Origin of the sequence: Winogradskyella sp. A3E31 (assembly GCF_046720935.1) — a bacterium.
Classification (GTDB): Bacteria; Bacteroidota; Bacteroidia; order Flavobacteriales; family Flavobacteriaceae; genus Winogradskyella.
Map to the genome: position 1 here is coordinate 132,654 of NZ_JBHNWH010000009.1, position 18,067 is coordinate 150,720.

23 protein-coding genes are annotated in these 18,067 nt (G+C 34.3%); 19 read left to right on the top strand and 4 right to left on the bottom strand.

Annotated elements, in window-relative coordinates:
* Window positions 1-12: 12 nt before the first annotated feature.
* From ACFEMA_RS12450 to ACFEMA_RS12515, 14 genes are all read left to right on the top strand, one after another.
* Entirely contained in the window at window positions 13-144 is a 132-nt protein-coding gene (locus tag ACFEMA_RS12450) for a DUF2256 domain-containing protein (protein WP_411768580.1), read from the top strand.
* Window positions 123-1,433, top strand: coding sequence for a DASH family cryptochrome (locus tag ACFEMA_RS12455; RefSeq protein WP_411768539.1), 1,311 nt, complete (start codon window positions 123-125; stop codon window positions 1,431-1,433). The genes ACFEMA_RS12450 and ACFEMA_RS12455 overlap by 22 nt, the downstream gene beginning before the upstream one ends.
* Before the next feature lie 3 nt (window positions 1,434-1,436).
* Window positions 1,437-2,972: a cryptochrome/photolyase family protein gene (locus ACFEMA_RS12460; protein ID WP_411768540.1), complete on the top strand. Its 1,536-nt coding sequence runs from the start codon at window positions 1,437-1,439 to the stop codon at window positions 2,970-2,972.
* A complete protein-coding gene (locus tag ACFEMA_RS12465; RefSeq protein WP_411768541.1) occupies window positions 2,962-4,461 on the top strand; it encodes a deoxyribodipyrimidine photo-lyase/cryptochrome family protein in 1,500 nt (499 codons plus the stop codon). Before ACFEMA_RS12460 ends, ACFEMA_RS12465 begins: the two co-directional genes overlap by 11 nt.
* A gap of 77 nt (window positions 4,462-4,538) precedes the next feature.
* Window positions 4,539-4,967: a hypothetical protein gene (locus ACFEMA_RS12470; RefSeq protein ID WP_411768542.1), complete on the top strand. Its 429-nt coding sequence runs from the start codon at window positions 4,539-4,541 to the stop codon at window positions 4,965-4,967.
* On the top strand, window positions 4,964-5,236 hold the full coding sequence (locus ACFEMA_RS12475; RefSeq protein WP_411768543.1) for a TIGR03643 family protein: 273 nt from the start codon (window positions 4,964-4,966) through the stop codon (window positions 5,234-5,236). The genes ACFEMA_RS12470 and ACFEMA_RS12475 overlap by 4 nt, the downstream gene beginning before the upstream one ends.
* Before the next feature lie 55 nt (window positions 5,237-5,291).
* Entirely contained in the window at window positions 5,292-5,978 is a 687-nt protein-coding gene (gene folE, locus ACFEMA_RS12480; RefSeq protein ID WP_411768544.1) for a GTP cyclohydrolase I FolE, read from the top strand.
* Window positions 5,979-5,981: 3 nt separating this feature from the next.
* Window positions 5,982-6,209 (top strand): hypothetical protein, encoded by a 228-nt coding sequence (locus tag ACFEMA_RS12485; protein WP_411768545.1) that lies wholly within the window; start codon window positions 5,982-5,984, stop codon window positions 6,207-6,209.
* 2 nt (window positions 6,210-6,211) lie between these two features.
* Window positions 6,212-6,895 (top strand): SDR family NAD(P)-dependent oxidoreductase, encoded by a 684-nt coding sequence (locus ACFEMA_RS12490; RefSeq protein WP_411768546.1) that lies wholly within the window; start codon window positions 6,212-6,214, stop codon window positions 6,893-6,895.
* 3 nt (window positions 6,896-6,898) lie between these two features.
* On the top strand, window positions 6,899-7,438 hold the full coding sequence (locus ACFEMA_RS12495) for a glutathione peroxidase (RefSeq protein WP_411768547.1): 540 nt from the start codon (window positions 6,899-6,901) through the stop codon (window positions 7,436-7,438).
* A 2-nt stretch (window positions 7,439-7,440) separates the two neighbouring features.
* Window positions 7,441-7,614 (top strand): Lacal_2735 family protein, encoded by a 174-nt coding sequence (locus tag ACFEMA_RS12500; RefSeq protein WP_411768548.1) that lies wholly within the window; start codon window positions 7,441-7,443, stop codon window positions 7,612-7,614.
* A gap of 1 nt (window position 7,615) precedes the next feature.
* The gene (locus ACFEMA_RS12505) at window positions 7,616-8,080 is read left to right on the top strand and encodes a TspO/MBR family protein (RefSeq protein WP_411768549.1); all 465 of its coding nucleotides are present in this window, start codon (window positions 7,616-7,618) and stop codon (window positions 8,078-8,080) included.
* A 12-nt stretch (window positions 8,081-8,092) separates the two neighbouring features.
* Window positions 8,093-8,554, top strand: coding sequence for an SRPBCC family protein (locus ACFEMA_RS12510; RefSeq protein ID WP_411768550.1), 462 nt, complete (start codon window positions 8,093-8,095; stop codon window positions 8,552-8,554).
* 106 nt (window positions 8,555-8,660) lie between these two features.
* Window positions 8,661-9,965 carry a cryptochrome/photolyase family protein gene (locus tag ACFEMA_RS12515; protein ID WP_411768551.1) on the top strand — a complete coding sequence of 435 codons (1,305 nt, stop codon included), beginning with the start codon at window positions 8,661-8,663 and terminating at the stop codon, window positions 9,963-9,965.
* Between the two features lie 230 nt (window positions 9,966-10,195).
* On the opposite strand, the gene murA is transcribed toward ACFEMA_RS12515, so the two are convergent.
* From murA to ACFEMA_RS12530, 3 genes are all read right to left on the bottom strand, one after another.
* Window positions 10,196-11,512 carry a UDP-N-acetylglucosamine 1-carboxyvinyltransferase gene (murA, locus tag ACFEMA_RS12520; protein ID WP_411768552.1) on the bottom strand — a complete coding sequence of 439 codons (1,317 nt, stop codon included), beginning with the start codon at window positions 11,510-11,512 and terminating at the stop codon, window positions 10,196-10,198.
* Window positions 11,513-11,518: 6 nt separating this feature from the next.
* Window positions 11,519-12,163 carry a DUF4290 domain-containing protein gene (locus ACFEMA_RS12525; RefSeq protein WP_411768553.1) on the bottom strand — a complete coding sequence of 215 codons (645 nt, stop codon included), beginning with the start codon at window positions 12,161-12,163 and terminating at the stop codon, window positions 11,519-11,521.
* A gap of 88 nt (window positions 12,164-12,251) precedes the next feature.
* On the bottom strand, window positions 12,252-12,545 hold the full coding sequence (locus ACFEMA_RS12530) for a DUF493 family protein (protein WP_411768554.1): 294 nt from the start codon (window positions 12,543-12,545) through the stop codon (window positions 12,252-12,254).
* Window positions 12,546-12,635: 90 nt separating this feature from the next.
* Here ACFEMA_RS12530 and ACFEMA_RS12535 point away from each other — a divergent pair, with 90 nt between their 5' ends.
* From ACFEMA_RS12535 to ACFEMA_RS12555, 5 genes are all read left to right on the top strand, one after another.
* Window positions 12,636-13,175: an AAA family ATPase gene (locus ACFEMA_RS12535; protein WP_411768555.1), complete on the top strand. Its 540-nt coding sequence runs from the start codon at window positions 12,636-12,638 to the stop codon at window positions 13,173-13,175.
* 1 nt (window position 13,176) lies between these two features.
* Window positions 13,177-15,069 (top strand): ATP-dependent DNA helicase RecQ, encoded by a 1,893-nt coding sequence (locus tag ACFEMA_RS12540; RefSeq protein ID WP_411768556.1) that lies wholly within the window; start codon window positions 13,177-13,179, stop codon window positions 15,067-15,069.
* On the top strand, window positions 15,062-16,018 hold the full coding sequence (gene fmt, locus ACFEMA_RS12545) for a methionyl-tRNA formyltransferase (RefSeq protein WP_411768557.1): 957 nt from the start codon (window positions 15,062-15,064) through the stop codon (window positions 16,016-16,018). Before ACFEMA_RS12540 ends, fmt begins: the two co-directional genes overlap by 8 nt.
* Window positions 16,019-16,214: 196 nt before the next feature.
* A complete protein-coding gene (locus ACFEMA_RS12550) occupies window positions 16,215-16,487 on the top strand; it encodes an HU family DNA-binding protein (RefSeq protein WP_296345964.1) in 273 nt (90 codons plus the stop codon).
* A gap of 115 nt (window positions 16,488-16,602) precedes the next feature.
* Window positions 16,603-17,163, top strand: coding sequence for a YqgE/AlgH family protein (locus ACFEMA_RS12555; RefSeq protein ID WP_411768558.1), 561 nt, complete (start codon window positions 16,603-16,605; stop codon window positions 17,161-17,163).
* Here the strand turns inward: ACFEMA_RS12555 and ACFEMA_RS12560 are convergent.
* Window positions 17,160-18,014: an aminotransferase class IV gene (locus tag ACFEMA_RS12560; protein ID WP_411768559.1), complete on the bottom strand. Its 855-nt coding sequence runs from the start codon at window positions 18,012-18,014 to the stop codon at window positions 17,160-17,162. The two genes, ACFEMA_RS12555 and ACFEMA_RS12560, sit on opposite strands and share 4 nt — an antisense overlap.
* Window positions 18,015-18,067: the final 53 nt, after the last annotated feature.

The window sequence follows — 18,067 nt, forward strand, 5'->3', positions numbered from 1 at the left end:
TAAGTGAAAGCGATTAAAAAGCAACATCTACCCAAAAAGATATGCCTCATTTGTAAACGTCCGTTTACGTGGCGTAAAAAATGGGAAAAGGATTGGGAGAATGTGAAATATTGTAGTGAACAATGTCGGAGAAACAAGAAATAACACATTTAGTTTGGTTTAGAAATGACTTAAGAGTCGCGGATAATGACGTTCTCCAAGCCGCAAGCTCTAAAAGTGCAAAAGTTCTTGCAGTATATTGTTTCGACCCAAGGCATTTTAAAATATCAGACTACGGCTTTAGGAAAACAGAAAAATTCAGAGCTCAATTTTTAATAGACACTGTTAAAGGTCTAAAAGACTCATTAAGCAAGTTCAATATTGAATTATTAGTCTACAACGATTACCCTGAAAATGTAATTCCATTACTTTGCAATGAGTATGGAGTTACAGGTGTCTACATTCAAAAAGAATGGACACAAGAAGAAATTGATGTTGAACAAAAAGTGAAAGATAAAATTGATAAGCCCATTGGTTGGACAAGTCTTTACAATCAATTTCTCTATCACCCAGAAGATGTAACCAACGATTATTCTAAAATTCCACAGGTATTTACTGTTTTCAGAAAAAAATTAGAAAAACAAATTTCAGTTAGGAAAACAGTATCAATTACCCAATTTTCAGACGAGAATCGTTTAAAAAATACGACCAAAGTTCCTACTTTAAAAAATTTAGGGTTTGAAGATTTTGAATTAAACCCAAATTCAGCATTTCCATTTAAAGGTGGTGAATCATCCGCTCTAGAAAGGTTGAACAATTACTTCTTTGAAACGAAAAAACTTGGCTTCTACAAGAAAACTCGAAATGGCCTGTTAGGAACAGATTATAGTTCTAAATTTTCACCGTGGCTTGCCAACGGAAGTTTATCTGCTAGAACCATATATTGGAAAGTGAAAGAATTTGAAAAAGAGCACTTCAAAAACCAATCTACGTACTGGCTTGTATTTGAATTGATTTGGCGAGATTACTTTAAATATGTGTCGTTAAAATACGGTAACTCTATTTTTAAGCTCGGTGGTATTTTACATAAGAAATACAATTGGTCGACAGATAAAAAAGCGATTAATCAATGGGTACATGGCAATACAGCATCAGACTTTGTTAATGCAAACATGAAGGAAATCGCTCAAACCGGATGGATGAGCAATCGTGGACGACAAAATGTGGCCTCTTTCTTTGCCAAAGAACTTAAACTCGACTGGCGCATTGGTGCAGCTTATTTTGAGTCCCTTCTTCTCGACTACGATGTACACAGCAATTACGGCAATTGGATGTATGTCGCTGGAGTTGGTAATGACCCAAGAGATAGAAAGTTTAATGTAAAATCACAGGCCGAGCGGTATGATCCTAATGGAAAGTTCAGAAATCTATGGCTTCAACCACAATTATTTTAACCCATGGGTAAAACACTACGACTACTTCTCGGAGATCAACTCAACAGTGAGCATTCATGGTTTAAAGAAGTAGATGACAACCTAATCTATTGCATGTTTGAGATGCGACAAGAAACAGATTACGTTACTCACCATATCCAAAAGGTCATTGGCTTTTTCTCAGCTATGCGCAATTTTTCAAAAGAGTTGAAATCTAATGGTTATAATGTCATTTATTATAAAATCAATGATACAAAAAACACTCAAAAACTAACTGATAATCTTTCAAAGATTATAGAAGAAAAAGGTATTAAGCGCTTTGAATATCTTTTACCCGATGAGTATCGCCTAGACCAACAATTAAAGGATTTTTGTACTTCTATTGCAATTGATTCCACTGCTGTGGATACCGAACACTTTTACACCAAACGCAATGAGTTAAAAACATTTTATGAGGGTAAGAAACAATACCTCATGGAAAACTTTTACCGCCACATGCGTAAAAAACACGAAGTCCTTATGGAAGGCGAACAACCCGAAGGTGGCAAGTGGAATTATGACAAGAGTAATCGAAAAAAATGGAAAGGCAACACAAGTATTCCACATTACAAATGGTTTGTTAACGATGTCTCAGAAATCGTAAGTGATATAAAAAAAGCAGAAATCGAAACGATTGGTACATTAAGCACAAAAACATTCAGTTATCCTATAAACAGAGAACAGTCGTTACAGCAATTAAACTATTTCTGCGAGCAGTTACTGATTCATTTTGGGGATTTTCAAGATGCAATGCATACTAATGAAGTCAATTTATTTCATTCACGTATTTCATTTGCAATGAATTTAAAACTCATTAATCCAAAAACAGTCATTGATACGGTCATTGATTATTACTACGAACATAAAAATGATATCGATATTTCTCAGGTAGAAGGTTTTGTAAGGCAGATTATTGGATGGCGAGAGTATATGAGAGGTATGTATTGGGCGTTGATGCCAGATTACAAAAAGAAAAATGAGCTGGAAAACACTAATGCCCTTCCAGATTTTTTCTGGACTGGTAACACCAAAATGAACTGCCTAAAAAATGCAATTAACAACTCCTTAGATAATGGATATGCACACCATATTCAACGCTTAATGGTGACTGGTAATTACGCCTTGTTAACCCAAATTAATCCCGACGAAGTTGACCAGTGGTATTTGGGTATTTATGTTGATGCTATAGAGTGGGTGCAATTACCAAATACCAGAGGTATGAGTCAATACGCAGATGGTGGTCTTATAGCAACAAAACCGTATGTCTCTTCAGGCAGTTATATCAATAAAATGAGTAATTACTGCAAAGATTGTCATTACAGTCACAAAGAGAAAGTAACAGAAGACGCATGTCCGTTTAATAGTTTGTATTGGAATTTCCTCGATGATAAACGTCAACAATTAGGAAATAATCACAGAATGGGTATGATGTATAGTTTATTAGATAAAATGAATGCTGATAAACTTACTGAACTAAAAGAGAGGGCGCAACATATAATCGAAAACGCAGATGAATACTGATCGAAGAGACATATCAGTTGTGTGGTTTAAGCGAGATTTACGCCTACATGATAATGAAGCCATTTACAACGCATTGATGAGTGATAGACCTGTGCTATTGTTATATGTGTTTGAGCATATTATTTTAAATGATAACCACTATAGCAAACGTCATTTTGATTTTATAAAACAGTCCATTGTAGACCTTAACGACAGACTCAAACCATATAACACAAAGGTATTAACAGTTACATCAGATATTACAAATGCTTTTAATCAAATTCAATCTCTGTATAAAGTTAAAGCAGTGTATTCTCATTCTGAGACTGGAATTTTGATTACGTACAATAGAGATAAAGAGTTTCAACGTTATTGTAGAAACAATTTTATAGAATGGAACGAAAATAAAAATAATGGTGTTGAGCGAGGCTTGGTGAATAGAACAGATTGGTTTGAGAAATGGGATGAATACATGAATAGTTCTATACTTCCTTTTCAACCAAAACAGCATCAATTTTTAAGTTTAAAAGCTATTGAAAACCTTGAAAGCATTTTAACCATAAGTAATCTCTCTACAAAAAAAGACAGGTCATTTCAAAACGGAGGAAGAACAACAGGTCAAAAATATCTCGAATCATTTTTAAAAGAACGTTATAAAGAATATAGCTTTAACATCTCCAAACCTGAAGCATCACGACAAAGCTGTAGTCGCTTATCACCTTACATTGCCTGGGGAAACCTTTCTGTAAGAGAGGTATATCAAAAAGCTAAGGCACTTTCAAGTAATTTAAAAAACAAATCACAGATTAAGGGGTTTATTTCTAGATTGAGATGGCAGGCACATTTTATTCAAAAGTTTGAAATGGAACATACCATGGAAAACGAAAGTGTAAATAAGGGCTATAGAAAATTAAAGAAACGTATTTCTTCAGAATATCAAAAAGCCTGGCGGAAAGGACAAACTGGTTTTCCTTTAGTTGATGCATCAATGCGGTGCTTAATAGAAACAGGTTATATTAATTTTAGAATGCGTGCTATGCTTGTTTCGTTTTTTACACATATTCTCTGGCAACCTTGGCAAGATGCTTCAGAACATCTTTCTCAACAATTTTTAGACTTTGAACCAGGTATTCATTTTCCTCAACTCCAGATGCAAGCAGGTGAAACAGGGATAAATACGCTTCGCATTTATAATCCAACCGTAAATAGTTTAAAACACGATCCCGATGCCACATTCATAAAAAAATGGGTGCCAGAATTAGCCGAATTACCAATTCCATTTATACACGAGCCATATTTAATGACAGCTCTAGAACAAGGGCTGTATAATTTTGAATTAGGTAAGGATTATCCTAACCCCATTGTTGATATTTCTAAAAATCGAAAAAAAGCGAGTAGTATACTATGGAACCTAAAAGATGACCCTAAAGTAAGGGGTGAAAGTTTAAGGATTTTAAAGCGACATACACTACTAGACAGAAGGCGTTTATTAAGCGATGAAGATTCTTAAATAGCTACGCTCATAATTCTATGTTAATTTTGTTTAACTATTGCAATTAAACGTTAAACATTTTGTAGCTTTGAGATATGCTACTTAATACAACGTACGACAACAAAGATGATAAGGATCTCATTGAAGACTTGGTAGGCAAACCCTATTCTTTGGTACAGAAATTGCGATTGGGTGGTATAGGGTCAAAACGCATGATGATAAGTGAAGTAAGTCCAAATTTAGCATCGGTAATCAATACCGTCAGCGATATTAACTACGCTAGTATAGAACTTAGGCCAAAAGGTATCCTTATTAGAATTACAAAAGGTTTGAAAAACTTTACGTGGGTCATCCCTTTCTATCAATTGGTTATTTATAAAGTTAATGGCTCAAGTATTCATGCTCAGGGAAAGTTTGTTCATTTTAAAGCCAATAAGACCTTTAAGGAGAATAAAAAGTTTTTTGATAAGCTTCTGGATCACAAAGTAAGATATGACCTCCAATACTCAGCACCTGCTCTATGACTTTAAATGATAGACAAACAGATAGAGTTATTGAGATGGCATGGGAAGACAGAACACCCTTTGAAGCTATTGAATTCCAGTTTGATTTAAAAGAACAAAATGTCATTGAGTTAATGAGAAGAGAACTGAAGCCTAGCAGTTTTAGGTTATGGCGAAAGCGAGTTCAAGGCAGGCAAACTAAACATATAAAGAAAAGAAATTTTGATAAAGGTCGATTTAAGTGTAGCCGACAGAAAACAATTACACACAACTCTATTTCAAAACGTTAATCGTGCTTTGATTTAAGATTAGAGCCCTTAAAGACAGCACATAAAAAAGATTTTTATGAAAACTCAAACTCTTACCAAGACCAATGAACTTAAAGGTTTCTCACCAGAAGACATTGGCGACGATCATTTATTCACAAGTTTACAAACCCCGATGAAAGCTAATGCTTTCGATATGCCCAACGAAGAGAAAAAGAAAAGGATTTCCATATTGTTCTCTGAGATCATGGATGTGCTTGGTTTAGATCTTACAGATGACTCATTAAATGGTACGCCAGATAGAGTTGCAAAAATGTATGTTGAAGAAATATTTTCAGGCTTAGACCCTCAAAATAAACCAAAGATTGCACTTTTCGATAACAAGTATCAGTATAATCAGATGTTAGTTGAAAAGAACATAACATTCTATTCTAATTGCGAACATCATTTTGTACCAATTATTGGTAAAGCACATATTGCTTATAAATCATCAGGCAAGGTCATTGGACTTTCAAAACTAAATAGAATCGTTCAGTATTATGCCAAAAGACCTCAGGTACAAGAGCGGTTAACAAACCAAATTGCAAGTGAATTAAAGGCTGTTTTAAATACTGAAGATGTTGCAGTAATCATCGATGCCAAGCATTTGTGTGTATCATCAAGAGGCGTTAAAGACGACACCTCTGCAACTGTAACCACCTATTATGGAGGTGAATTTAATACTTCTGAAAAAATAAATGAATTACAGAATTATATAAACAATTAAGTCATGGAAACAATCGAAAAAGCCCTAGAATTTGAAAAAAGAAAGCTTTCTTTTAAAACCACAAGTGACCGAATTTTAGCTTCTAGAGAAGCTAAAGAACTGATCTTAGATCTGAATGAAATTTATAAAAAGAAAAAAGACGCCAAAATAATGGACATTATGAAGCGTCTTACTAAAATAAAACAGAAAATTGAAAAGCGTCTCAAAGGACGCCCATTAACAGCAGCATAAACATGAGTAAAATAATAATTATTGGTGGTAGTAAGGGTATTGGTAATGCCATTGTCAAGGCTCTTATTAAAGACCATAATATCATAAACATAAGTAGAACAAAACCAGAATTAGAAAGTTCTGACCTTCAGCATTTTGAATGTGATGTACTAAATGATAACTTACCTGATATTGACGAGGCTGATAGTCTTATTTATTGTCCTGGTAGTATTAATCTAAAGCCAATAAATCGTTTAGATGTAGAAGACTTTAAATCAGACTTTGATATTAATGTTATTGGTGCAGTAAAAGCCACTCAGAAGTATTTGCCAATTTTAAAAAAGGGTAATAAACCATCTATTTTATTATTTAGTACTGTCGCATCTAAATTAGGTATGCCTTTCCACTCGAGTGTTGCCGCATCTAAATCAGCCGTTGAAGGTTTAATGAAATCTTTGGCAGCTGAATTAGCTCCAACAGTTAGAGTTAATGCTATTGCACCTACAGTAACAAATACAGATTTGGCATCAAAACTATTAAGAAATGACAAAATGATTGAGAATATTACCGATCGTCACCCTCTAAAGAAATTTTTAGAGCCAGAAGAAGTTGCTGATATGGCTACATTTTTAATTTCTGATAAAGCAGCTTCACTAACAGGACAGGTATTTGAAATGGACTGTGGTATTGTTAGCTTAAAAGTTTAATTTATGAACCCTATTACAACATTTGCATCGACTTTGAAAACAACTAATGATCCTCTTCAGAAAGTAGCAAACGAACCTATTTACGATATTGAAATCAATAAACTAGACGGTTCACCTTTAAACCTTTCTGAATTAAAAGGAAAGCACATCCTATTCGTTAACGTGGCATCTCATTGTGGATATACTCCACAATATAGAGCGCTCCAAAAACTGTACACAACGCACAAAGAGAAACTGATGGTAATAGGTGTTCCGTGTAATCAGTTTGGAGGTCAAGAACCGGACTCAGCGGAGACAATTCAACAATTTTGTGAAGTCAATTACGGAGTAACTTTTATTATAACTGAAAAAATTGATGTAAAGGGAACTGGTCAGCACCCATTGTATAAATGGTTAACGGATAAAAGTCTCAACGGTAATAAAAGTTCTAAAGTAAAGTGGAATTTTCAAAAATATTTGGTGGACGACAATGGAAACTTGGTGGACTACTTCTACTCTATTACAAGACCATCGAATTCACGTATCACAAAACACATAAAATAATTATGTTAGGCTTATTTAAAAAAAAAACATCGAAATTAGAAAAACTTCAAAAAGAATACGAAAAACTGATGTCGGAATGGCACAAACTTTCTACAACAAATCGTTCTGAAAGCGATAAAAAATATGCAGAAGCCCAAAAAGTTATTGAGCAAATTGAAGTTTTAAAATCTAATTAGCATGAAGAGAATAGGCTATTTAGCGTTTTTCCTCTTCATAAATTTTGGGTCATTGGCCTTAGGAAGCTTACTTATGTCCGACGGTCCATCATCAGAATGGTATCAAAACTTAAATAAAGCACCATGGAATCCACCAGGTTGGCTGTTCGGTGTTGCCTGGACTATTATAATGATCTGCTTCTCTATCTATTTGACGTTTCTTTTCACTATTCGGAATTCAAAATATGTTAAAACACTATTTGTTATTCAAGTTCTTTTAAATATTGTATGGAATTACTGGTTTTTCAATCAGCACCTAACTATGGTAGCCCTGATTAATATTATTTTATTGACGCTTCTAATAGCCTATTTCTTCATTAGCTTTAGAGATAATACCTTGAGCAATGTACGGATGCTACTGCTACCCTATTTAATATGGCTCAGTCTTGCAACTTCCTTAAATGCCTATATTGTTTTATACAACTAAAATTATTCAAACTTGAAAATATATACGTTACACAAAAAGCAAAACCTACCTATTTCGGTAGATAAAGCTTGGGACTTTCTATCAGACCCAGCAAATCTAAAAACTATCACACCACCTTATATGGGGTTTCATATTCTCTCTGGAGCCGATAGAGACATGTACCAGGGTCAAATCATACAATATATTGTTACGCCAGTCTTAGGCATAAAAACAAAATGGGTAACAGAAATTACCCATATTAAAGACAAAGAATATTTTGTAGACGAACAGCGATTCGGGCCCTATGCACTTTGGCACCATAAACACTTTATAAAAGCTATTGATGGTGGTGTTGAAATGGAAGATATTATAGACTATAAAATTCCGATGGGCTGGCTAGGTGAATTGGTTCACCCTATTTTAGTGAAACCAAAACTTGAAGAAATTTTTAATTTTAGAAAAGAAAAACTCGAAAAGCTATTTGGAACTTATTAAGTATATGTCATTCCTTCGTAGGCAGGAATCCATTTTACTCATTTAGATTCCGCATCAAGGTTTCGAGAGCCTCAACCTCCATGCGGAATGACAAAACACAACACTGATGACAAAAAAAGTAAATATATTCTGGTTTAGACGCGATTTAAGACTAGACGATAATGTTGGCTTTTTAGAGGCATTAAAGTCAGATAATCCAGTTTTACCAATATTCATTTTTGATAAACATATCTTAGACGAATTACCAAAAGATGATGCTCGTGTCAATTTTATTTTTGATACGCTTCAAAAAATGCGAAAAGAATTACAAGACGATTATAGCAGTAGTATTGCAATGTACTATGGTACTCCGAAAGATATTTTTAAAACACTCTCTGAGGATTACGATATAGATACGGTTTATACAAACCATGATTATGAACCTTATGCAAAAGAACGAGACACTACTATTTCAAATCTTCTAGAGAAGCAATCTATCGATTTTAAGACCTTTAAAGATCAAGTCATTTTTGAAAAAGACGAGGTCGTTAAAAAAGACGGAGATCCCTATGTAGTATATACACCTTACATGCGTACATGGAAAGAGAATTTTAAAAATCATGATCTAAATATTTACTATACCAGTCAACATTTAGACAATTTGGTTGAAAATATAAGATTACCTAATCTTAGCTTATCGGACATTGGGTTCAAGCCTACATCACAACAAATTCATGATTATGATGTCACTCCGACTTTAATTCAAGAATACGAAAAGACACGCAATTATCCAGCGAAACAAGGCACATCACGTTTAGGTCCTCATTTACGTTTTGGAACCGTAAGCGTAAGAAAAATGATGAAAAAAGCTATTGCTGAAAAAAACGAAACCTTTTGGCAAGAATTAATATGGAGAGAGTTTTTTATGCAGATTCTTTGGCACTTTCCAGAAACAAAAGACAAAGCATTCAAATCTAAATACGACCGCATTGAATGGCGTAATAATGAAGATGAATTTAAAAAATGGTGCCAAGGAAAAACAGGCTATCCATTAGTTGATGCTGGTATGCGTCAATTAAATAAAACTGGGTTTATGCATAATAGAGTGCGTATGCTTGTTGGCAGCTTTCTGTGTAAGCATTTATTAATCGATTGGCGCTGGGGAGAAGCCTATTTTGCAGAAAAACTTCATGATTATGAAATGGCAAGCAACGTGGGTAATTGGCAATGGGTTGCTGGCTCGGGTGTGGATGCTGCACCTTACTTCAGGATTTTTAACCCTACTACACAAATTGATAAATTCGACAAGAACAGAGAGTATATTAAAAAATGGGTAGAAGAATATAAAACTGATGCCTACCCTAAAAAAATGGTAGACCACAAAGAGGCTAGAGAACGCTGTTTAAACACTTATAAATCTGCATTAAATTAACATGCTTTGTTTATTATTTATTGTTTTTTATTTAATTTTTTAAATTAAATACAATATTTAAAAAAATGTTGCGTTATCAACAGCAAAGACCTCTCGGTCTTTTGAAATAACCATTTCAATAAACAATTTTAAAGCTCCGGTTGGTCTCGGAGCTTTTTCTTTAACGTACAATAAAAAAAGCTTCAAGTTAAACTTGAAGCTTTTATATTTTTCAGACAACCGAGTTATACTCAGTTTCCTTCTATTCTTTCAATCTTAGCACCAATAGCTTTAAGGCGCGTATCAATATTTTCATAACCACGATCAATCTGCTCAATATTATGAATGGTAGATGTTCCTTTCGCTGATAGTGCAGCTATTAAAAGTGATACACCTGCTCTAATATCTGGAGAGGTCATTGTCGTTGCTTTCAGCTTAGATTTAAAATCATGACCTATAACTGTCGCTCTATGAGGATCGCATAAAATAATTTTTGCTCCCATATCAATAAGCTTATCAACAAAGAACAAACGACTTTCAAACATTTTTTGATGGACTAATGCACTTCCTCTAGCTTGAGTCAATACAACCAAAACGATACTCAACAAGTCTGGTGTAAACCCAGGCCAAGGAGCATCAGCAATAGTTAAAATTGAACCATCGATATAACTTTGAACTTCATAACCATCTTTATGTGCAGGGATATGAATATCATCTCCTTGTCTTTCAACCGTAATTCCTATTTTTTGAAACACATTAGGTATTTGTCCTAAATCATCCCAGCTTACATTCTTTATGGTCAACTCACTTTTGGTCATAGCGGCTAATCCAATCCAGCTTCCAATTTCAATCATATCTGGTAACATGGTATGGTCGGTTCCACCAAGTTCTTTAACACCTTCAATAATGAGCATATTAGAACCAATACCAGATATATTAGCTCCCATTCTATTGAGCATTTTACATAGCTGCTGCAAATAAGGCTCACAAGCAGCATTATAAATGGTCGTTTTTCCTGTTGCTAGCACTGCTGCCATAACGATATTAGCGGTCCCTGTAACAGAGGCCTCATCTAAAAGCATATAAGTCCCTTTAAGCTCATCGGCCTCCACTCCATAGAAATAATCTTCTCGATTATATCTGAATTTTGCCCCTAGCTTAATAAAACCTTCAAAATGTGTATCTAAACGTCTGCGCCCGATTTTATCACCTCCAGGCTTTGGAATGTAGCCTTTACCAAAGCGTGCCAATAGAGGCCCAACAATCATAATAGAACCACGAAGACCTCTGCCCTCTTCTTTAAAGGCTGCAGATTCTAAATAATTGAGGTTTACGTTTTCGGCTTTAAAGGAATAAGAATTTGAACTCAATTTTTCAATCTCAACACCTAAATTTCCAAGTAGCTTTATTAGCTTATTGACATCTACAATGTCCGGGATGTTTTTAATTGTAACTTTTTCTGGCGTTAAAAGCACAGCACATAAAATTTGCAATGCCTCGTTTTTTGCACCTTGTGGAGTTATTTCGCCTTTGAGTTGGTGCCCTCCTTCAATTCTAAATGTACCCATTACCTCTTAATAGCGTTTTCTATTAGAATACTTCTTTTTCGAACCTTTTTTACCCTTGCTACTTTTTCCGTATTTTGATTTTGAGCGCATTAAGCTAGTCGCATCAGTTAAATCTTCTTCGGTATTTTTTAAGTTCAGCTTACCGTTGGACAGTTCAAATAAGTGGTCGTAAATAACATCGTCTTCAACAGTGTCTTTATTCCAATTTAAAAAACACTTCTTCATATGGTTAGCAATGGTATAAACCAAAGCTTCCTTTAATTCCCCATCTTCCCATGTTATGGCAACATCAATCATCGTTTTGATGTTGTTACCATAAAAGCGATATTTGGGATGGTTTTGAGGGTATTTTAAAGGTTCTGGATGCGCGTAAATCACTTCTCGTTCTGGTTTATCATAAGGCGAATCAACATCCAATTCAAAATTGGACATGATAAAAAGCTGATCCCATAGCTTATGCTGAAAATCCGGCACATCACGCAAATGTGGTTGCAAGTTACCCATAACAGCAATAATGGATTTAGCCACTTTATTGCGCTCTTCCTTGTCTTCAAGGGCTTTGGCATGGTTAATCATCTTTTGAAGGTGACGCCCATACTCTGGAATAATTAAATGTTCTCTCTCGGTGTTGTATTCTAAATTGTCTATCAAAATTGTAAAAAATGTGTAGTAAATAATTGTTAACCCGTAGAAACTAGGTTTTGTGCAAAATACAAAAAATATTAACGATAGCGATAAATTATAATGAAATTACATCTGGAATTTTCTCTGCCACCTCTTTATATTTTTCAATAACGTGATCTGGATTTTTTAAGCGAACATTAACAGAAACACTTGTGTATTTTCCGTTTTTAGACGCATTCGTCGTTATAACAGCTCCTAAATGATTAAATATCGATTCTATGTTCTCAATTTTAACAGTATCTGTTTTTACAATAAACTTATATAAATACTCTGATGGCCACATCGCCGTATCCGATAATTGGGACTTCAGTTTTTTGTAAAAGGCTTCTTTTTCTTCAGGTGATTTCATTTGTGCAAATTTTCGCTTACAAAGATACATTTAACTTACATTTTTTATTTCATTTTTAAATACCGAATTTTACATTCTAAAATCTACCGGTTGAATACTAAAATTATCACTATTACAGGTGGCCCAGGAACAGGAAAGTCGTCGATTATAAATGAACTTCTCAAAAGAGGGTACACTTGTTTTGAGGAAATTTCTAGACAGGTAACCTTAGAAGCAAGGCAACAAGGTATTGAGCAGCTATTCTTAACAAAACCGCTATTGTTTAGTGAAAAGTTATTGGAAGGTCGTAAAAATCAATTTTTGGAAGCTATAAAGGCTGATGAAGACCTTGTTTTTTTAGATCGTGGATTGCCAGACATATTGGCTTACATGGATTATATCGGTGACACCTATCCTGATAATTTCATTGAAACATGTAAAGCTTACACCTACGATAAAGCTTTTATACTTGCTCCATGGGAGAGCATTTTTAAAAGTGACAATGAGCGTTACGAAAATTTTGAGCAATCCCAAGTCATTCATACACATTTAATAGATACCTACAAGCGGTTTGGCTATGATTTAATTAATGTGCCATTTGAAAGTGTTGAAAAACGTACCGACTTTATTTTAGAGTCTATACCTTTGTAATATGCATCCTATCGAAGTCCTTGAGCGGTATTGGAACCATACGGCATTTAGACCTTTACAAGAAGATATTATTACTTCGGTATTAAATAATGAAGATACTTTTGCCCTGTTGCCAACTGGCGGAGGTAAATCGGTTTGCTTTCAGATTCCTGCACTACTAAAAGAAGGCATTTGTATTGTGATTTCACCTTTGGTTGCTTTAATGAAGGACCAGGTTTCAACATTAAAAAGTAAGGGCATCAAAGCCATTGCATTAACCTCTGGCATGTCTTACAGCGATCTGGACACTCAATTAGACAATTGTATTTATGGTAATTATAAGTTTTTGTACCTATCACCAGAACGTTTGCAACAAACACTGGTGCAAGAGCGTATTCAGCAGATGAATGTCAACCTTATTGCTATTGACGAAGCGCATTGCATCAGCCAATGGGGCAATGATTTTAGACCAGCTTATAAAGAAATTTCTATTTTAAGACAGTTACATCCACATGTAAATTGCATTGCGCTGACGGCAACTGCCAAACCAAATGTTGTTGACGACATTATTGAAGAACTAGATTTGTTAGACACCGACATATTTAAAGGTTCTTTCAATCGTCCGAATATATCGTATAATGTTATTAAAACAGAGGACAAGCTATATCAACTTGAGCATATTTTAAAGACCTATACTGGGTCTTCCATTGTTTATGTTCGAAGTCGAAAAGCGACACTTCAAGTATCGAGTTATCTTGAGAACAAAGGTTTTGAAGCCACCTTTTACCATGGTGGTATTACTAGCAAGGAAAAAAACGACAGATTAGAGGCTTGGACCAAAAACCAAAAACGCATTATGGTTGCCACTACGGCATTCGGTATGGGCATCGATAAATCCGATGTTGAAACTGTTATCCATTTTAATCTGCCCGAAAGTATAGAAAGTTACTACCAAGAGGCTGGCCGTGCAGGTAGAAATGGTAATGAAGCGCAAGCCATCATCGTTACAAAATCCATTGATCAGTCACACTTAAAGGGACAATTTTTAAGTGCATTGCCAAGCGTAGATTATATAAAACATGTGTATAAGAAACTCTGTAACTATTTTCAAATTTCCTATGGAGAAGGTGAACACAGTGTACATCATTTAAACTTTTCTGAGTTTTGCAAAACGTATGATCTAAAATACACGATGACCTATAATAGCTTAAACATTCTAGATAGAAATAGCATTATTACTTTAAACCAACTCTTTAATTTTAAGACTAAACTTCAGTTTATAGTTTCTAACCAAGCTCTGTTTAGTTATTTAGAAAAGAATCCTTCAAAAGCAACGGTTGTAAAAGCTTTACTAAGAACGTATGGTGGTGTCTTTGATTTTGAAACTAAAATTGACCTTTCAATAGTAAGTCGTAAATCTAGCCTAAATGAAAAGCAGACTATTTCAATATTAAAAAGTTTAGAAAAAGACGAGATCATTGCACTCAATATTGCTAATACAGATTCTGAAATCACTTTTGTAAAACCACGAGAGGATGAAAAAACGATTAACCCAATAATCCACATCATAAACCAGCAACACAATTTAAAAACAGAGCAGGTTGAGGATGTTATTACTTATATTAATAATGACAAAAAATGTAAGTCGGCACAACTCTTAAATTATTTTGGAGATACTAGTGCTGAAGCCTGTGGAAAATGTTCAGTATGTATAAAGTTGGATAAGAAAACAGGCAATGCGACTGAAATTACGAGTGCGATTTTAAAATGTCTTAAATTTTCGGACCTTTCATCAAGACGTTTACAAGAGGAACTAAAGTGCTCTGAAACCGAATTATTACATAGTCTTTCAATACTATTAGAACAGAATAAAATCGTTGTTACCCATTATAACACCTACCAATTAAATGACTAAAAAAAGAGACTTACGTATTGTCTTTATGGGCACTCCAGACTTTGCTGTTGCCACATTAAAGGCTTTGATAGAAAGCAATTACAACATCGTTGGAGTGATTACCGCTCCAGACCGACCTGCCGGACGTGGCCAAAAGCTGAAAGCCTCTGCTGTAAAAAAATACGCTTTAGACCAGAACTTAAAGATCCTTCAGCCTACTAACCTAAAATCTGAGGAGTTCATCAAAGAGTTAAAGGATTTAGAAGCTAACCTTCAAATTGTTGTAGCATTTAGGATGCTCCCAAAAGTAGTTTGGCAAATGCCAGAATACGGCACTTTTAATTTACATGCGTCTTTACTTCCTGATTATAGAGGTGCTGCACCAATACATTGGGCCATTATAAATGGTGAAACCAAAACTGGTGTCACCACATTTTTTATTGATGATAAAATTGACACTGGTGAAATCATAATGAATAAAGAGATTTTAATTGGTGAGGACGAAACTGTAGGTGAACTGCATGACCGTCTAATGGCTATTGGAAGTGATGTTGTTATAGAAACTGTTATAAAAATTGAATCAGATACTGTTTCAACTAAAAAACAGGAAAATTCAAATGATTTAAAGACCGCTTATAAGTTGAATAAAGAGAATTGCAAAATAGATTGGTCAGACTCGCTCAATAATATCTACAACAAAATAAGAGGCTTAAATCCTTTTCCATCCGCTTGGTGCTATTTAATTAATGGAGATGCAAAAGAAACCATAAAACTATATGACTCTAAAAAAATAAAAGAGACACATAATTATAATGTAGGTGATGTTGTTGTTAGGGAAAAAGAATTATTTGTCGCCTGCAAAAGCGGCTTTATAAAAATTGAAAAACTACAATTGCCGAACAAAAGAAAAATGGATTCAAAATCGCTTTTAAATGGTTATGAATTTAAAGAAAATGCTAAAATGCTCTAATAGCCTATGAGCATTGACGTTGGCAAATATCCGACGAAATACATTCCTTTATTAACATTTGGCTCGAGTTATCAACAAAATCCCCGATTTCCCACGCTATTACTTGCATAGGTGAATTATACTGATAAATTTGTTATGGTGTTTTTTAACACAAACATTTAAAACCTAATTTTTAATAATTTAAAATTTACATTTTATGAACAAAACAGATTTAGTTAACAGTATGGCAGAGAATGCAGGTATTACTAAAGCAGCTGCAAAAAAAGCATTAGACGGTTTATTAATCGATATTGAAGGTGCTTTACAAAAAGGAAACAGAGTTTCTTTAGTTGGTTTTGGATCTTGGTCAGTGACTAGACGTGCTGCTAGAGATGGAAGAAACCCACAAACTGGAAAAACAATCAAAATAAAAGCTAAAAACGTAGTAAAATTTAAGGCAGGTTCTGACTTAAGTGATGCTGTAAACTAAGCCATATTTTGCATTATATAGTAAAGCCACGCTCTGCGTGGCTTTTTTGTTAGCCCTTATTAAACTTGCTTATGTCATAAATATGTAGTAGATTTCTATTCAAATCGACCTAAAAATGGCATTGAAGCAACCAAAAAAAGGACATCTTCTTATTGCTGAACCTTCTATTATTGGTGACTTATCCTTTAATAGAGCTGTCATTCTTTTGGCTGATCACAATGCGCTTGGATCGGTAGGCTTCATCTTAAATAAGCCTTTAAACTACATTTTAAAAGATTTAGTTGAAGGCACCAACTCTGAATTTCCAATATATAATGGTGGTCCTGTGGAACAGGATAATTTGTATTTTATCCATAAGTCCCCAGAATTGATTCCAGATAGTGTGGAAATTGCCAATGGTATCTTTTGGGGAGGAGATTTTGAAATAGTGTTAAACCTTATAAATGATCAGAAAATCACCAACGAGGACATTAAATTTTTTCTTGGTTATTCTGGCTGGGATGAAAACCAATTAGATTCAGAATTAAGGTCTAATGCATGGTTGGTTAGTAACAACACCTATAAAAATAAGATTATCTCTAAAGGAGAAACAACCTTCTGGAAAGAAAAGATGTTAGAGTTAGGTGGCGAATACAGCATTTGGTCCAACGCTCCCGAAAATCCGAGTTATAACTAAGACATCAATCTTAGTTTAGCATTTACCAATTTTAAAATTTCTGTTGCTGTTGAAGCAGTATACTTCTTTTTACGGTATCGCCCGATTGGTTGAATACCTTTGATAACATTAGTTATAAATAGCTCATCTGCTTTTTGAAGCTCAAAAGGCGAAATAGATTCTTCAATAACTTTATAATTTGGATTATTTTTAAGAGCATCTAAAATCTGTTTTCGCATGACTCCTTTTAGACAGCCATCTTCTAATGGTGGTGTTTTAATAGTATCACCCTTAACAAGAAACACATTTCCGTTTAGAGCTTCTACTACACTTTTATTAGTATTAAGCAACAAGCAATTATCAAAATCGTTCTCCTTGGCAAAAATACTCCCGATGACATTGAGGTTTTTGTTATTGGATTTTAATCCAGATAGAAGGCCTGGAGCCAAATAAAAATCTTTATATAGTTCTACTGTATAATCTTCAAATTTAGGAATGCTGTAAAAAGGATTTTCGAGGGGTTCAACTTCAATATTGTACTGAACTGAAGCATTATCACTTGGCATATACTTTCCTCCTTCACCTCTATCTATATTTAGCCGAACTCTTGCAGAACTGTTCAATAAATTATTAGCATCAAGCGTTTTAAGTATTTCTCCCTCTAAAAATTCCATAGTAAAGTTCATAGGAATGTCCATTCGTAAAATTCGCATAGAGGACATTAGCCTAAAGTAATGATCCTCCCAGAAGAACACTACTCCATTAATCACTTTTAATGTTTCAAAAAGCGTGTCCCCATATTTATAACCTCGATTATTAAAGGGAGTTGTTGCTTGACTAGAATCGACAATGTTTCCGTTATTATTTACCATAAAAAAAGTCTCGATATTCGATAATTTGAATTTCGAGACAAAGATATTAAGAG

Excerpts from the sequence above, each read along its gene's own strand:
- ACFEMA_RS12485 (WP_411768545.1), top strand. The coding sequence starts at position 5,982 with ATGGAAACAATCGAAAAAGCCCTAGAATTTGAAAAAAGAAAGCTTTCT.
- ACFEMA_RS12490 (WP_411768546.1), top strand. The coding sequence starts at position 6,212 with ATGAGTAAAATAATAATTATTGGTGGTAGTAAGGGTATTGGTAATGCC.
- ACFEMA_RS12465 (WP_411768541.1), top strand. The coding sequence starts at position 2,962 with ATGAATACTGATCGAAGAGACATATCAGTTGTGTGGTTTAAGCGAGAT.
- ACFEMA_RS12555 (WP_411768558.1), top strand. The coding sequence starts at position 16,603 with ATGGCATTGAAGCAACCAAAAAAAGGACATCTTCTTATTGCTGAACCT.
- ACFEMA_RS12500 (WP_411768548.1), top strand. The coding sequence starts at position 7,441 with ATGTTAGGCTTATTTAAAAAAAAAACATCGAAATTAGAAAAACTTCAA.
- ACFEMA_RS12455 (WP_411768539.1), top strand. The coding sequence starts at position 123 with ATGTCGGAGAAACAAGAAATAACACATTTAGTTTGGTTTAGAAATGAC.
- ACFEMA_RS12560 (WP_411768559.1), bottom strand. The coding sequence starts at position 18,014 with ATGGTAAATAATAACGGAAACATTGTCGATTCTAGTCAAGCAACAACT.
- ACFEMA_RS12470 (WP_411768542.1), top strand. The coding sequence starts at position 4,539 with ATGCTACTTAATACAACGTACGACAACAAAGATGATAAGGATCTCATT.
- ACFEMA_RS12475 (WP_411768543.1), top strand. The coding sequence starts at position 4,964 with ATGACTTTAAATGATAGACAAACAGATAGAGTTATTGAGATGGCATGG.
- murA (WP_411768552.1), bottom strand. The coding sequence starts at position 11,512 with ATGGGTACATTTAGAATTGAAGGAGGGCACCAACTCAAAGGCGAAATA.
- ACFEMA_RS12530 (WP_411768554.1), bottom strand. The coding sequence starts at position 12,545 with ATGAAATCACCTGAAGAAAAAGAAGCCTTTTACAAAAAACTGAAGTCC.
- fmt (WP_411768557.1), top strand. The coding sequence starts at position 15,062 with ATGACTAAAAAAAGAGACTTACGTATTGTCTTTATGGGCACTCCAGAC.
- ACFEMA_RS12540 (WP_411768556.1), top strand. The coding sequence starts at position 13,177 with ATGCATCCTATCGAAGTCCTTGAGCGGTATTGGAACCATACGGCATTT.
- folE (WP_411768544.1), top strand. The coding sequence starts at position 5,292 with ATGAAAACTCAAACTCTTACCAAGACCAATGAACTTAAAGGTTTCTCA.
- ACFEMA_RS12550 (WP_296345964.1), top strand. The coding sequence starts at position 16,215 with ATGAACAAAACAGATTTAGTTAACAGTATGGCAGAGAATGCAGGTATT.
- ACFEMA_RS12460 (WP_411768540.1), top strand. The coding sequence starts at position 1,437 with ATGGGTAAAACACTACGACTACTTCTCGGAGATCAACTCAACAGTGAG.
- ACFEMA_RS12515 (WP_411768551.1), top strand. The coding sequence starts at position 8,661 with ATGACAAAAAAAGTAAATATATTCTGGTTTAGACGCGATTTAAGACTA.
- ACFEMA_RS12495 (WP_411768547.1), top strand. The coding sequence starts at position 6,899 with ATGAACCCTATTACAACATTTGCATCGACTTTGAAAACAACTAATGAT.
- ACFEMA_RS12505 (WP_411768549.1), top strand. The coding sequence starts at position 7,616 with ATGAAGAGAATAGGCTATTTAGCGTTTTTCCTCTTCATAAATTTTGGG.